Annotated in this window: 12 protein-coding genes; 10 read left to right on the top strand and 2 right to left on the bottom strand. The window is 73.5% G+C overall.

Features of this window, described 5'->3' with window-relative positions:
- Positions 1 to 17: 17 nt before the first annotated feature.
- Positions 18 to 1,196: an ROK family protein gene (locus ACIQJT_RS12260; protein ID WP_402642499.1), complete on the bottom strand. Its 1,179-nt coding sequence runs from the start codon at positions 1,194 to 1,196 to the stop codon at positions 18 to 20.
- 175 nt (positions 1,197 to 1,371) lie between these two features.
- On the opposite strand from ACIQJT_RS12260, the gene ACIQJT_RS12255 reads away from it, so the two are divergent.
- From ACIQJT_RS12255 to ACIQJT_RS12225, 7 genes are all read left to right on the top strand, one after another.
- Positions 1,372 to 2,583: a serine hydrolase domain-containing protein gene (locus ACIQJT_RS12255; protein ID WP_402642496.1), complete on the top strand. Its 1,212-nt coding sequence runs from the start codon at positions 1,372 to 1,374 to the stop codon at positions 2,581 to 2,583.
- 68 nt (positions 2,584 to 2,651) lie between these two features.
- Positions 2,652 to 4,100, top strand: coding sequence for a CAP domain-containing protein (locus ACIQJT_RS12250; RefSeq protein ID WP_365449444.1), 1,449 nt, complete (start codon positions 2,652 to 2,654; stop codon positions 4,098 to 4,100).
- 70 nt (positions 4,101 to 4,170) lie between these two features.
- Entirely contained in the window at positions 4,171 to 4,848 is a 678-nt protein-coding gene (locus tag ACIQJT_RS12245; RefSeq protein WP_365449442.1) for an AIM24 family protein, read from the top strand.
- Positions 4,849 to 5,020: 172 nt separating this feature from the next.
- The gene (locus ACIQJT_RS12240) at positions 5,021 to 6,061 is read left to right on the top strand and encodes a tetratricopeptide repeat protein (RefSeq protein ID WP_402642492.1); all 1,041 of its coding nucleotides are present in this window, start codon (positions 5,021 to 5,023) and stop codon (positions 6,059 to 6,061) included.
- A complete protein-coding gene (locus ACIQJT_RS12235; RefSeq protein ID WP_402642490.1) occupies positions 6,058 to 7,032 on the top strand; it encodes a polyprenyl synthetase family protein in 975 nt (324 codons plus the stop codon). The genes ACIQJT_RS12240 and ACIQJT_RS12235 overlap by 4 nt, the downstream gene beginning before the upstream one ends.
- 72 nt (positions 7,033 to 7,104) lie before the next feature.
- Positions 7,105 to 8,064 carry a threonine/serine dehydratase gene (locus tag ACIQJT_RS12230; RefSeq protein WP_365449437.1) on the top strand — a complete coding sequence of 320 codons (960 nt, stop codon included), beginning with the start codon at positions 7,105 to 7,107 and terminating at the stop codon, positions 8,062 to 8,064.
- Between the two features lie 152 nt (positions 8,065 to 8,216).
- Positions 8,217 to 9,839: a serine/threonine-protein kinase gene (locus ACIQJT_RS12225; RefSeq protein ID WP_365449435.1), complete on the top strand. Its 1,623-nt coding sequence runs from the start codon at positions 8,217 to 8,219 to the stop codon at positions 9,837 to 9,839.
- A 44-nt stretch (positions 9,840 to 9,883) separates the two neighbouring features.
- On the opposite strand, the gene ACIQJT_RS12220 is transcribed toward ACIQJT_RS12225, so the two are convergent.
- Positions 9,884 to 11,311: a serine hydrolase domain-containing protein gene (locus ACIQJT_RS12220; RefSeq protein WP_365449433.1), complete on the bottom strand. Its 1,428-nt coding sequence runs from the start codon at positions 11,309 to 11,311 to the stop codon at positions 9,884 to 9,886.
- 87 nt (positions 11,312 to 11,398) lie between these two features.
- On the opposite strand from ACIQJT_RS12220, the gene ACIQJT_RS12215 reads away from it, so the two are divergent.
- The 3 genes from ACIQJT_RS12215 to ACIQJT_RS12205 all read left to right on the top strand — a co-directional run bounded on the left by ACIQJT_RS12215 (position 11,399) and on the right by ACIQJT_RS12205 (position 14,030).
- Positions 11,399 to 12,370 carry an LLM class F420-dependent oxidoreductase gene (locus tag ACIQJT_RS12215; protein WP_402642486.1) on the top strand — a complete coding sequence of 324 codons (972 nt, stop codon included), beginning with the start codon at positions 11,399 to 11,401 and terminating at the stop codon, positions 12,368 to 12,370.
- Between the two features lie 94 nt (positions 12,371 to 12,464).
- Positions 12,465 to 13,532: a hypothetical protein gene (locus ACIQJT_RS12210; RefSeq protein ID WP_402642484.1), complete on the top strand. Its 1,068-nt coding sequence runs from the start codon at positions 12,465 to 12,467 to the stop codon at positions 13,530 to 13,532.
- A 60-nt stretch (positions 13,533 to 13,592) separates the two neighbouring features.
- Positions 13,593 to 14,030 (top strand): SsgA family sporulation/cell division regulator, encoded by a 438-nt coding sequence (locus ACIQJT_RS12205; protein WP_365449431.1) that lies wholly within the window; start codon positions 13,593 to 13,595, stop codon positions 14,028 to 14,030.
- The last annotated feature ends 46 nt before the right edge of the window (positions 14,031 to 14,076 follow it).

Genomic DNA, 14,076 nt, shown 5'->3' with positions numbered 1-14,076 from the left:
CAATGGGGTGCGGGTACTTATCGGCTCGTGTCCGGGCTGATGAAGGACTGGATGGCGGTGGCGGCGGCGCCGCGGGCCCACTCGTCGAAGGGCAGCGGGTGGGTGCGGACGTCGCACTGGGCGGCGGAGCCGAAGGCGGCCGCGACGAAGGCGTCACGGATCTGCTCGGCGAACAGGTCGTAGGCGGCGAGTCCCTCGCCGGAGATGATCACGCGTTCGGGGCCGAGGAGGTTGGCGACGGTGGCGATGCCCCGGCCGATCGCCTCGCCGGCGCGCGCGTACACGTCCCGGGCCTCGGGGACGCCTTTGCGGGCCAGGGCCAGGGCGGCCGCGGCGTCGGGGAGTCGGGCGCCGGTGGCCTCGCGGACCTGCCGGAGGATCGCGGCCTCGCCCGCGATCGCCTCCACGCAGCCGCGGTTGCCGCAGTGGCACAGCGGGCCGGACGGATCGACGGTGACATGTCCGATCTCCCCGGCCACTCCGTGCGCCCCGGCGACCACCCGGCCGTGCACCACCAGACCGCAGCCGATGCCGGCGCCCACGGTGACCACGGCGAAGTCGGACAGGCCGACCCCGGCGCCGAACCACTGCTCGGCGACCGTCAGGGCGCGGACGTCGTTGTCGACGGTGACCGGCAACCCCGTGGTCATGGAGGCGAGTTCGGCGAGCGGAACGTCGCGCCACTCCAGGAACGGCGAGTAGCGGACCGTTCCCTCGCCCCGGTCGACGTCGCCGGAGACCGCGATGCCGAGGCCCAGGACCGCGGCCGTGACCTCGTCCGCCTCGGCGAGGAGCTGCTGGACGACTTCCGCGATGCCCGCGAGCACCGCCTTGGGGTCGCGGTCGGGCAGCGGCAGGTGCCGGGCTGCGCGGATACGGCAGCACAGGTCGGTGAGGACCCCGATGACCTCGTCGCCGGTGACCTTGACGCCGATGAACAGGGCCCGCCCCCCGTCGACGCGCACGAGGTTCGCGGGGCGGCCGAGGGCCGGGCGGGCCTCCTCGTCCACGCCCTCCACCAGATAGCCGGCCTCGATGAGCGGCCGGACCGCCTTGGTGACGGCGGCCGGGGACAGGCCCACGCGCCGGGCCACCTCCAGTCGGGGCAGGGGCCCCTGGGACAGCACGGTGGTGAACACCTGGGAGGCGGCCGGTGTGTTGACGGGAAACGTCTCGGCCGCGGGGGTGGAGCGCATGGCCGGAAACCTAGGGTGATTCTTTTCCTTCGTCAATAAAAGAAGCAGGATTGGCTGTGCGCACCCGAAGAGACTTCTGTGCCACCGGAGCGGTAAATCATCACTTTTCGTACTCTTCATGGCGATACTCTCCGCATTCGTACCGGAACTGACGAAGCGACAGGAGTTCAGCCGGATGACAACAGCACGAGTGGTGGTCGGCGCGGTGGCCGGAGCGGTCCTGCTGCCCCTTCTCGCGGTCCCCGCCCACGCCGGGTCAGCCTCCGCGCCGGAGGTGGATCTCGCAGGTCTGCGCGGCGTGCTGCGTTCCGCGCAGGCCCAGGGCGCGCCGGGGTCCATGGCCCGGATCGACGACGGGGGCACGGTGTTCCGGGCCGCGGTCGGCGTCGCGGACCGCGGGAGCGGGCGGGCCATCGACGACGCCGACCGGTTCCGCATCGGCAGCGTCACCAAGATCTTCACCGCCGTCGTGCTGCTCCAACTGGTCGACGAGAAGAAGCTGCGCCTGGACGCACCGGTCAACCGCTATCTGCCCGGGCTGCTGCCGGACGACCGGATCACGGTCCGGCACGTCCTGGGCCACCGCAGCGGCCTGTACGACTACACGAACGACATGTTCGCCCGGACGGTCCCGGGGTTCGAGGCGGTCCGCAAGAGGGTCTTCACCCCCGCCGAACTGGTCCGCCTCTCGCTCGGCCGGCCCCGCACGAACGCGCCGGGCGCGGTGTACTCGTACTCGAACACCAACTTCGTCGTCGCCGGGATGCTCATCGAGAAGCTGACCGGGAACCCGGTGCGCACCGAGTACGAGCACCGGATCATCGCTCCGCTGGGGCTGCGCGACACGCTCTACGTGCACCCGGGCATGAAGATCCCCGGCCGGCACGCCCGCGGCTATCTCACCCCGGACCAGGCGGGCGCCCCGCTCGTCGACGCGACCGAGCAGACCGTGTCGTGGGCGCAGAGCGCGGGCGCGCTCATCTCCAGCACCCGGGACCTGAACACCTTCCTCTCCGCCCTGCTCGGGGGCCGGCTGACCTCGGCCGCGCAACTGGCGCAGATGGAACGGTGGATGCCGTCGGGGACGGGCCAGGCGTACGGTCTCGGGCTGCGCCGCCGCGATCTGTCGTGCGGGATCTCGGTGTACGGCCACACCGGTGCCGTGCAGGGCTTCTACACGTACGCGTTCGCCTCCAAGGACGGCAAGCGCGCCCTCTCGGCGGTCGCCAACACGTCCAACAACGGCACGGTCCTCAACACCATGCTGCGCACCCTGGACTCCGCGTTCTGCGGCAAGACCGTCAAGGCCCTGCCCGGCAGGACCCCGCGCGGGAAGGCCCCGGTGGAGCGGCACGAGGACGTGGCGCCGGCGCTCACGCGGGACTGAGAGCGGGCCGGGAACCCCTGTGCCCCGGTGTCCGTTCTCCGGGCGAGCGACGACATCAGGGCGGCACGATGAGCGAGTTGGTCCCCGGAGGCAATCTGGCCCTCCCCGACGGGGCCGTCACCGTGCGGGTGCCCGGCCCCTTCGACGTGTCCGCGCTCGTCACGGACGAGGGCGGCAAGGTCCGGGGCGACGCGGATTTCGTGTTCTACAACCAGCCCTCCGCTCCCGGAGCCCGGCTCCTGGGGGACACGCTGACCGTCGATCCCCGGCGGCTGCGCGCGGGTGCCGCCCGGGTCACGGTCGTCGTCAGCCCGGCCGACCCCGGCGCTCCCCTGGGCCGGCTGCCCGCCCCGGTCCTCCAGGTCACGAGTGCGGGCGGCCGTGCACTGGCCCGGTTCACGCCTCCGCGGCCACGGCAGGAGACCGTGCTGCTGCTCGCGGAGATCTACCGGCGCGGTGACGGCTGGAAGCTGCGGGCGCTCGGACAGGGGTACGCGGACGGACTGGCCGGGCTGGCGCGAGACTTCGGGGTGGACGTCGTGGACGACCCGGCGACGGGGGCTGTGCCTTCGGCGTCGGCGCGGGCCGCTGTGCCGTCCGCGTCCCCCGCGGACACCACGCCCGCCGCGTGGCGTTCGGCCGCCGCGTCTTCGGGAGCGCCGACGGCCCCAGGGGCACGTCCCGCCACCGTTCCCTCCTTCCGGGCGGCACCGGCGCTCCACCCGCCCGCCCCCTCCCCCGACACGGCCGCCTTCCTCGCCCTGGTCAACTCGGCCCGCGCCACGGCCGGTTCACCTCCGGTCGCACTCGACCCACGGCTCACCCGGGCTGCCCGCGCGCACGCCTGGGCCATGGCCGCCGCGGGCCGGCTCGGTGTCGAGGGCGCGGACGGCGTCTCCGTCTTCCAACGGCTCACCGCCACCGGCTACGCCTACCTCACCGTCGGCGAACACCTCGTCTCCGGCCCCCGCGACCCGTCCGAGTTCGTCGAGTACTGCCTGCGCACCGAACAGCCCGGGCGGACCCTGCGCGACCCCGTCTTCCGCCACGTCGGCCTGGCACAGGCCGCCGAGGCCCGCTCCGGCGACACGTACTGGACCGCGCTGTGGGCCGCGCCGCTCACCCCCGGCGCCCTGACCCGGACCACCGACGAGGTCGTCGACCTCACCAACCACGAGCGCGTCCGGGCCGGTCTGCCGCCGCTCGCCGTCGATCCCCTGCTGGCCCGGGCCGCGCAGGCGTACAGCACCGACATGGCGGACCGCGCCTTCTACTCCCACACCTCGCCGGAGGGCACCCAGCCCTGGGACCGGGCCGCCGCCGCGGGCGCCGGCCGCCGCTCGATCGGGGAGAACATCGCGTGCGGCCAGCGCTCCGCCGCCGAGGTCGTCGAGGGCTGGATGAACAGCCCCGGTCACCGCGCCAACATCCTCGGTCCGGGCTTCACCCACATCGGGACCGGATTCGCGGGCGGCGGCCCGGCGGGCACGTACTGGACCCAGCTCTTCGGGGCCTGACCCGGGCCGGGGAACGGGAGTCGGGGCCGCGATCTTGGCGGAGGGGATCCCTCCGGGCCAGGATGCCCTCATGAAGGGTGACCTCTTTTCCAGTGAGCACATGGTGCAGCCGGCCACGGCGCCGGGCATGACGGTCGAGAACTCCAAGTGCATCAGGTACGCGGTGCACGGCGAGATGCTCGCCCGCCAGGGGGCGATGGTCGCCTACCGCGGCAATCTCCAGTTCGAGCGCAAGGGCCAGGGCGTGGGCGGCATGCTCAAGCGGGCCGTCACCGGCGAGGGTCTGCCGTTGATGGCGGTGCGCGGGCAGGGCGAGGCCTGGTTCGCGCACGAGGCCCAGAACTGCTTCGTCGTCGACGTGGAACAGGGCGACGAGTTCACGGTCAACGGCCGCAACGTCCTGTGCTTCGACGCCTCGCTGGCGTACCGGATCTCGACCGTGAAGGGCGCCGGCATCGCGGGCGGCGGTCTGTTCAACAGCGTCTTCACGGGCCACGGCAGGCTCGGCCTCGTCTGCGAGGGCAACCCGCTGGTGATCCCGGTCTCGCCGGAGTTCCCGGTGTACGTCGACACGGACGCGGTCGTGGGCTGGACGGCGGGGCTCGCGACCTCGCTGCACCGTTCGCAGTCCATCGGGTCGATGCTGCGCGGCGGTTCCGGCGAGGCGGTGCAGCTCATGCTCCAGGGTTCCGGTTTCGTGGTCGTACGGCCGAGCGAGGCGACCCCGCAGAAGGCGCAGCAGCACTGACCCCGCGGACAGTGATCTGCGCCGCACAGGCAACCCGTCCGCCTCCGTCCCCGTCTTGACCGGCGACGGATGACGCCCCGGCCCACCGGCCGGGGTTCATTTTCGAGGAACTATGCACACCATGTATACACGACGCGTATACATGCGGTGCATACGCGACGGAAAGGCGTACATGTACGGCAAGGCATTCGCCCCGGAGTACCAGGGCGCGCTCACCGATCTCTCCGTGAACTCCTCGCTGGAGGACGTCCTGGCGGCCGGTACCGAGCAGTTGAGGGCGGCCGAGCGGGCCGGACGGCACGAGGAGGCGGCGCGCTCCGGACTCGCGGTCGCCGAGGCGCAGCGCAGGCTCGGCAGGGTGGCCGACGCTGACCGGGCGTGGAAGGCGAGCTACCGGGCCGCCCGTCGCGCCGGGGACACCGGGGGCATGGCGTGGGCCCTGTGGAGCGGGGGCACACTGGCCCGGCAGCGGGGCGGGTTTGCCCTGGCCCGCCGACTGCTGGGGCTCGCGGCCGAGCTCGGCGAGCGCTCGGGGGACGTCGTCGTACGCGGCTACTCGCTGGCGGGACTGGCCGAGACCGGCCGCATCCAGGGCGACTACGAGGCCGTCGGCCGGTTGCACGAGCAGCTGCTGGCCGAGGCCAGGCGGCGCGGCGAGGCCCGGCACACGGTGTGGGCGCTGTCCGGGATCGCGCAGATGCACCGCAACACCGGCTCGTACGACACCGCGTTCGCCATGTTCGAGGAGGCGGCCCGGATCGCCGCGGACGCCGACGACCGGCGCGGCCACGCCTGGGCCCTGCGCGGGCTCGCCGACCTCGCCTCCGTGCGTGACGGCGACACCGAACGGGCCCTCGCCCTGCTGTCCGAGGCCGAGGTGACCTGCCGGGAGATGAACCTGTCCAGCGCGCTGGCCTACAACCACAAGATGCGCGGCAACGTCCTCTACCGGGCCGGGCGTTACACCGAGGCCCGCGAGCTGTACGAGCGGGCGCTCGCCGAGTTCCGTGCCATGAGCGAACCGCGCGGGGAGGCCCTGGCCCGGCTCGGGCTCGCCAAGGCACTGGCCCGCCTGGGCCGCGACCGGGCCGAGACGGCGGCCGAACTGGACGATCTGGCCCGCGTGCTGGAGCGGACCGGGCTGCGGCACGCCAGGGAGATGGTGAGCCGGGCCCAGGAGGAGTTCGGCGTCCGCACGGAGGTGGCTCTGTGACGACGGTCGCCGCTCCCGAAGTCCTCACCCGCTGCCGCGCGTTGGTGCGCCCCGCGCTCCGGGAAGCCGTCGGCGGACTGCACCCCTGGGTGCGCGAGATGGCCGCCTACTCCTTCGGCTGGTGCGAGGTGGGCGGCGTCCCGGCCACGGCGTCCGACGGCAAGGGGGTGCGCCAGGCGCTCGCCGTGCTGGGGGCCGAGGCGGCCGGCGCGTCCGGGCGGGCCGGGGTGCCCGCGGCGGTCGCGGTGGAGCTGGTGCACGCCTTCTCGCTGCTCCACGACGACATCATGGACGGCGATCCGGCCCGGAGGGGCCGCCCCACGGTGTGGAAGGCGTACGGCACCGGGCCCGCCGTCCTCGCGGGCGACGCCCTGTTCGCCCTCGCCGTGGAGACCCTGGCCGGGTCCGGCCCCGGTCCCGTGCGGCTGCTGTCCGCGGCCCTGTCGGATCTGGTGCGGGGGCAGGCGGACGACCTCCTGTTCGCCACCCGCCCCTGGACGGGACCGGAACGGGTGCGACCGGAGGAGTACCGGGCCATGGCCGAGCACAAGACCGGGGCGCTGCTGGGCTGCGCGGCGGCGCTGGGCGCCCTGCTCGGCGGGGCGCCCCCGGCCACGGTGGCCGCGCTGGACCGGGCCGGACGGCATCTGGGGGTCGCGTTCCAGATCGTCGACGACGTCCTGGGCATCTGGGGCGACCCCCTGGTCACCGGCAAACCCGTGCACGGCGATCTGCGGGAGCGGAAGAAGACGTTCCCGGTGCTGGCCGCGCTCGACTCGCCCTCTCCCGCGGCGGCGCGGCTGGCGCGGCTCCTGGAGTCGGACGGGGCACCGCGGCGGATCGCGGCCCTGGTCGAGGAGTGCGGTGGCAGAGCGGCCGCGCTCGCCGAGGCCCGCCGCCACATCGCGCCGGCGGAGAAGGAGCCCGCGCTGCGGCCGGTGCTGGACTACCTCCTGCGGCGTGATCTCTGAGACGGAGTTGACCTGCGCCGCGCGTGGGGACAGGGTTCGAGGAGAGCTCTCCGCGCCGGAAGGAAAACCCCCTTGATCGGGATCACGGACATCGAGCGGCAGGCCGGGCTGATCGCCGGACACGTCGTACGCACCCCCACCCTCCCCAGCCCCGGTCTGTCCGCACTGCTCGGTGCTCCCGTCACCGTCAAGCTCGAACTGCTCCAGCGCACCGGCTCGTTCAAGGCGCGCGGGGCGACGGCCAAACTGCTGTCGCTGAGCGAGGCGGAGCGGGCGGCCGGGGTCGTCGCGGTCAGCGGCGGCAACCACGGGATCGCCCTCGCGCACATGGCGGCCGCCCTCGACGTCAAGGCGACGGTGGTCATGCCGCGCTCGGCGCCCGCCCGGTCCGTGGAGCTCGTCGAGGCGGCCGGGGCCTCGCTGCGGCTGACGGACGACATGGACGGTGCCTTCTCGCTCGTGAACCGGCTGCGGGACGAGGGCCTGACCCTGGTCCACCCCTTCGACGACCCGCTGGTGATCGCGGGGCAGGGGACGGTCGGGCTGGAGTTCGCCGACGACGCCGGCGACCTCACCGACCTCCTCGTCAGCGTCGGGGGCGGTGGGCTGATCGCCGGGGTCGCGGCGGCCCTGCGGGCGCGCCGGCCGGATGTCAGGGTCTGGGGCGTGGAGACCGAGGGCGCCGAGGCCATGTCCCGGGCGCTCGCGGCGGGCGGGCCGGTGCCCGTCGCCCTGTCCTCCGTCGTCTCCACGCTGAGCGCCCCGTCCGTCTCCCGGCTCACCTACGACCATGTGGCGGCTCTGGTCACCGAGGTCCTCGTGGTCCCGGACCGCGAGGCCGTACGAGGCTGCCTCGACCTCGCCGACCACGCCAAGGTGTGGGGCGAACCCGCGGCCGGGTGTCTCCTGCCCGCCGCCCGGACGGTGCTGGAGCGGGTCGGCGACGGCTGCCGACTGGGCCTCGTGGTGTGCGGCGGCAACGCGACCACCGCCGACGTCATGGACTGGGCCGCACGGTTCGGCCTGCGCTGACAGGGGCGCTCGGCTCCGCCCGCACTACTGACCCGTGAGTCAGGAATCGGGCCATCGGAAAGCGGAATCCATCGGTTGGGGAATTCATTGAACACACCCCGCCGCACCCGCCGTACCTCTGTGAAAGGTGAGAGCCAGGGGTTCAGCGAGGGATGACCATGGTCAAGGCGCACGTCTCCACACACGAGTTGGTCGCCGGACGGTACCGGCCCCTGGACGTCCTGCACCGCGAGACCAACCGGACGTGCTGGTACGGCGAGGACGTCTCGACCGAACGTCCCTGCCTGCTGACCGAGATCGGGCTGCCGGCCGGCACGGACGAGGAGACCTCGCTGCGCACCGCCGCGGGAGTCGTCAGGATGTCCAAGACCATGCGGCTGCTCCGCCCGGGCCGGATCGCCTCGGTCGTGGACGCCGTGGCACAGGAGGACACCCTGTGGACGGTCACCGAGCCGGTCGACGGCGTCCCGCTGGGCGAACTCCTCGGCCGGCAGGGGACGTTCGACTCCGCGCGGGCGGCCCGCATCGGCCTGGAGCTCCTCGACGTGCTGGAGGCGGCGCACGCCGAGGGCATCACCCACGGTGAACTCAGCCCCGGCCAGGTGTTCGTGCACCACCGGGGCACGGTCGTCGTCACCGGCTTCGGGCTGGCCGGGGCGACCCTCGCGCCCAGGCTCTCGGCACCCTCGTACGCCTCCCCCGAACAGGCCCGTGACGAGCGCATCGGGCCGGCCGCCGACCTGTGGGCGCTCGGCGCGATCCTCTACACGCTGGTCGAGGGACGTCCGCCGTTCCGGGACCGCGACCGTCCCGCGGCCACCCTGAAGGGCGTCGACCGGCTGCCGCTGCGGGCGCCGGTGCGGGCCGGGCCGCTCACCCCGGTCGTGCAGGGCCTGCTGCGCAAGAACTCCCAGGAACGGCTGAGCCGTACGGCCCTGCGCAAAGCGCTGCTCCGGGTCCTGGAGGAGGGCGCCGAGCCGGTCCCTCCGGAAGAGCCCCGGCCGGGCGTGGCCCCGGGCCGCGGCGGCCGGCTCCTCGTCGCGGGGACCGCCCTGGCCGTCGTCACGGTGGCCGCCGCCGTCCTCACGGTCGTCAAGGCGCTGCCCGACGGCGACAGCGGGACGACCGGTGAGGCGCCCGCCCCGTCCGCCTCGGCCTCCGCCACCACGTCCGCCCCGGTCCCGCCCGCGCCCTCCCTCTCGGTGACCGCGTCCGGGAGCCGCCCCGACGAGAGCTCCGCCCCGCCCGCGTCCCCGACGCCCACGCCGAGCCCCAGCAGGACGGCCACCCCGACCGCGGGCACGGGGCAGACGCCCGGATTCCGCACGTACCGCTCCCCCGAGGGCTTCTCCCTCGCCCTCCCCGAGGGCTGGAAGCCGCTGGAGACCTCGCGCCAGGCCGATCTGGCGTACCGCGTCACCTTCGGCGCCCCCGGAGACCCGCGCACCCTCGCCGTCACCTACAGCGAGGCCGTCGGCACGGACCCGGTGGCCGTGTGGCGCGACGACGTGGAACCGGGGCTGCGGGACGACCACGGCTACGAGCGGCTCGGTGACATCCGCGCCACCACCTACCAGGGCCGCCGGGCCGCCGACATGCAGTGGGTCGAGGACGTCGACGGCACCCGGGTGCGCACCTTCGGCCGCGGCTTCCTGATCGGCGGGGGCCGCGGCTACTCGCTGCGCTGGACGACCCCGGCGGCGGACTGGAACGACGACGCGAACCAGAAGGCCCTGGACACCTTCCTGGGCTCCTTCCGGGCGCCGTCGCACTGAGCGCGCCCGAGGCCTGAGCGGGTTTTCGGACCTCGGGCGGGTGCTCAGGCCGGGCGCGGTGCCCGCATCCGCCGCAGCGAACCGCCGTGCAGCGGCTGGGTGCGCCAGCGCGCGGTGAACGTCCGGTCCGCGAGCGAGCAGGTCACGAGCAGGTGGTGCGGGGTCTCCAGGAACGCCACGTCGACGGCGAGGGTCTCCGCGTCGGTCCAGCCGCCGCTCACCGCGACGGGTACGGGCTCGTCGGTGACCGTCCAGCCGCCCTCCCCCGCTCCGAACCCCAGTTCCAGCCGGTCGCCGTCGTCGACGAGGGTCACCCGGCCGCCCGGGTCCACCTCGACCGCGGTCAGGGTCGGCCGGTCGGCGCATGTGCCGCCGTGCGGGGCGAAGACGGTGTCCCAGTCGTCCGCCCGGCCGACGGGGGCGGGCTCTCCCTCGGCCGGCGGCAGGGCGAGCCGTGCCAGCCGCTCGGCCAGGGCCGCGTCCGCCGCCTCGCCGCCGGGCAGGGGGCCGGCGGCCAGGGCGGGCAGCAGATGCTCCCAGACCAGGTCCAGGATCCTCTGCATGTCCTCGGTCTGCGAGGTGATCGCGAGCACCGCGTCCTGCTCGGGCAGCACCACGCAGAACTGCCCGTAGGCCCCGTCCCCGCGGTAGCCGTGCCGGGCCATCCAGAACTGGAAGCCGTAGCCCTGGTGCCAGTCCGGCCAGCCGCCCTCGGGCACGGCCTCGTGCGTGATCTGGACCCGCGTCGCCTCGGCCACCCACGACGCGGGCAGCAGCCGCTCGCCCTGCCACACCCCGCCCCGGAGGTACAGCTCGCCGAGCCGGGCGACCGCGTCGGTCGTGGCGTGCAGCCCGCTGAAGCCGAGCTCGCGGCCCCGCCGGTCGGCGATCCAGGCCGCCTCCTTGATGCCGAGCGGTTCGAACAGCCGGGGCCGCAGGTACTCGGTGAGTCTCTGGCCCGTGACCCGCTGGACGATCGCGGCGAGGGTGTAGGTGGCGGGCTGGTTGTAGGCGAAGACGGTGCCCGGGTCCCGGTCCGGCGGGACCAGCAGGAAGCCTCGGACGAGCTCGTCGCGGTCCTGTGCGCGCGCCCGGTCCAGGGTCTCCTCCGCGTGACCGCTGGCCATCGACGCCACATGCCGTACGAGCATGGCGCGGCTGCGCGGGTCGGTGACGTCGGCCTCGAACTCCGGGAAGTAGGAGATCACCGGGTCGTCCAGGCGGATCAGCCCCTCGGCGACGGCGAACCCGGCGGCCGTGGCCGTGAAGCTCTTGCTGAGCGAGTAGAGGAGCTGGGGCCGGTCAGCGGCGTACGGCGCCCACCAGCCCGAGGCCACGACCCGGCCGTGGCGCAGCAGCACCAGGCTGTGCGGTTCGACGCGTGGGTCGGCTTCGAGGGCGTCGAGGAGGGCCTGTACGCCGGCGGCGTCGACGCCCTGGGCGGCGGGGGTGCTCATGGGCAGGGAACTCATGGGCGCATCCTCCCCCGCGCGGCGGCCGTGATCGAGAGGGCGCCGGAAGGCCGTTTTCCCCTCCGGCCGCCGGGGGACCCGGGCCCCATGGTGCAAATCGGATACACGATGATGACCGAGCAGGCGGGCCCCCGTGAGCTGGTGGGCCATGTGGTGCGGGCCGAGGAGGTGGGCTACGACTTCTCCGTGACCTCGGACCACTACTTCCCGTGGCTGCGGACGCAGGGACACTCGCCCTACGCGTGGAGCGTGCTCGGGGCCGCCGCACAGGCGACCTCGCGCATCCCGCTGATGACGTACGTGACCTGTCCCTCCTTCCGCTACCACCCGGCGGTGGTGGCGCAGAAGGCGGCCACCATGCAGCTCCTCTCGGAGGGCCGGTTCCGGCTGGGGCTGGGGTCCGGCGAGAACCTCAACGAGCACGTGGTGGGCGGCGGCTGGCCCTCGGCCGACGTGCGGCACGAGATGCTGGAAGAGGCGGTGGAGATCATCCGCGCGCTGTTCCGGGGCGGTCACGTGAACCATCGCGGGACCCACTTCGACGTGGAGTCGGCCCGGCTGTGGGACCTGCCGGACGAGCCGCCGCAGATCGGTCTGGCCGTCTCCGGCGAGCAGTCGTGCGCCCTGGCCGGCCGCCTGGCGGATCTCGTCATCGCCACGGAGCCCAAGGCGGGCCTCCTCGACGCGTTCGACCGCAACGGCGGCGAGGGCAAGCCGCGGGTGGGGCAGCTGCCCGTCTGCTACGACCCCGACCGGGACACCGCGGTCAAGCGGGCCCACTCCCAGTTCCGCTGGTTCGGCAACGGCTGGAAGGTCAACTCGGAGCTGCCGCACCCCGATTCCTTCGAGTCGGCCACGCAGTTCGTCACCCCCGACGACGTGGCGGCGTCGATTCCGTGCGGTGACGACCCCGACGCCTTCGTCGAGGCCGTACGGCCGTACGCGGAAGCCGGGTTCACCGAGGTCGCGCTGGTGCAGATCGGCGGCGAGTCCCAGCACGCGTTCCTGGACTGGTCGGAGAAGACGCTGCTGCCCGCGCTGCGCGACGCGTTCGCCTGAGCGGCCGGGCTGCCGAGGCCGTCCCCTGGGGTGGAATAGGCTTTCCGACTCGCACGTCGTGCGGTCCGAACGAGCCTGACCAGGAGAGACACCCGTGACCCTAGCGATCGACCCGTCCGAGGCGTCGGCCCCTGCCTCCTCCGGAACACCGGAGGAGGCGTCCCCCGCGCCCCTGAGTGACCTCGTCGCGCGGGACGCCCGCGAGTTCGGGGTCTACGCGCGGACCGGCGGATGGGCCTTCGGCCTGATGGTGGCGCGCAGCGTGCGGCCCGGCGGCCAGAGCGCGGACGAGACGCCGAAGGTGTCCGCGAAGGAGTTCGCCGAGCTCGCCGGCTGCTCGCCCGAGCGCGTCATGCGCTACTACAAGGCCTGGGACCGGGCCGCCGACGACGGCATGGTCCCGCACTTCGAGGCGCTGGCGCCGGGCCAGGAGGTGGAGCTGCCGGACGCCGACGTGTGGCTCAGCTACTACGTCTCCCGCAGCAGCGCCGCCTCCGAGCGCGGCACCGCCATCGCCGAGGCCGCGGAGGCCGAGGGCATCCGGCCGACGAAGGCACTGGAGGTCGCCGAGAACCCGACCGCGCTGCGCGCCGCCATCCTCGCCGACCCCTCCACGGCACGGGCCGCGCGCAGCGCGCTGCTCGACCGGATCAAGGAGGACCCGGAGCTCCAGGCCTCGCTGGCCCGGGACGTGGTGCGCACCGACGATCTGAAGAAGGCCGTGGCCACCGAGAGCAGGGCGGCCGACCGAATCGGGTACGTCCGGCAGATCGCCGAGTCCGGGCAGGTGAAGACCCCGGCCGGGCAGACCATCGACGCCCCCGTGGACCTGCGCCAGGAGGCCGAGCGGCACCTGTCCCTCCTGGAGGAGCTGGAGGAGGACGAGGACACCGGCGAGTGGGCGGCCGAGGCGTTCGACACCATGAAGTCCCTCGTCGCCGAGGCCGTGGAGGCCGATCCCGAACTCCGGGTCCAGGAGCGGCGGACGAAGTTCTACAACAGCCTCCAGAGAGCCACCAAGGTGTTCGAGGAGCTGACCTTCGACGACGCCCAGGACTTCTACGAGGACGACATGGTCCAGCAGCTGGAGGAACTCCAGCAGGCCATCGCCTCATGTATCACGGCTCTGCGCACCGCGAAGGGGAATCACCCGGACGGCTGAGCATCTTGGCCGTGGAAGGGGTACTAGAGGGCTCTACGTCGTTTTCCCGGAGGCCCCCAGGTGAACCCCTTCGTCCGCAGAACCGCGCACAAGACCCTCGTCGTGCAGTTGCAGGCGGGCGGTACGGGCCGGTGCCCCGTGCTCGCCCACCTGGGGTACGACGCCGCGGACCCGTTCGCCGTCACCGCTGTGTTCAGCCACGACGGGCGGGTGCTGGCGCGGTGGCGACTGGACCGGGAGATGCTCGCCGAGGGTCTGCGCGGCCCGGTCGGGATCGGTGACGTGCGGTTCAGTCCGGTCTCGACGGGTGTCTGGGAGGAACTGCGCATGGAGTTCTTCGGGGAGGCCCGTCCGGACGGGGGCCGCCAGCACGCCGTGGTCTTCGCGTGGGCCCCGGCGCTGGCGTCCTTCCTGCGGGAGACCCGCGAGATCGTGCCGCCGGGGCAGGAGGAGGTCAGAGTGGACGACTTCCTGGCCTCGGTCATCGCGGGCGGCTGAGACAGGGCGGGTGCGCACGGCGGGTACGCACCCGGCCTTGAGTAGC

Source organism: Streptomyces sp. NPDC091972 (assembly GCF_044756385.1).
Lineage (GTDB): Bacteria > Actinomycetota > Actinomycetes > Streptomycetales > Streptomycetaceae > Streptomyces.
Note: the sequence above shows the minus strand (reverse complement) of the source record. Positions and strands in the feature narration are given on the sequence as shown.

Excerpts from the sequence above, each read along its gene's own strand:
- ACIQJT_RS12225 (WP_365449435.1), top strand. The coding sequence starts at position 8,217 with ATGACCATGGTCAAGGCGCACGTCTCCACACACGAGTTGGTCGCCGGA.
- ACIQJT_RS12245 (WP_365449442.1), top strand. The coding sequence starts at position 4,171 with ATGAAGGGTGACCTCTTTTCCAGTGAGCACATGGTGCAGCCGGCCACG.
- ACIQJT_RS12220 (WP_365449433.1), bottom strand. The coding sequence starts at position 11,311 with ATGAGTTCCCTGCCCATGAGCACCCCCGCCGCCCAGGGCGTCGACGCC.
- ACIQJT_RS12255 (WP_402642496.1), top strand. The coding sequence starts at position 1,372 with ATGACAACAGCACGAGTGGTGGTCGGCGCGGTGGCCGGAGCGGTCCTG.
- ACIQJT_RS12215 (WP_402642486.1), top strand. The coding sequence starts at position 11,399 with ATGGTGCAAATCGGATACACGATGATGACCGAGCAGGCGGGCCCCCGT.
- ACIQJT_RS12260 (WP_402642499.1), bottom strand. The coding sequence starts at position 1,196 with ATGCGCTCCACCCCCGCGGCCGAGACGTTTCCCGTCAACACACCGGCC.
- ACIQJT_RS12240 (WP_402642492.1), top strand. The coding sequence starts at position 5,021 with ATGTACGGCAAGGCATTCGCCCCGGAGTACCAGGGCGCGCTCACCGAT.
- ACIQJT_RS12250 (WP_365449444.1), top strand. The coding sequence starts at position 2,652 with ATGAGCGAGTTGGTCCCCGGAGGCAATCTGGCCCTCCCCGACGGGGCC.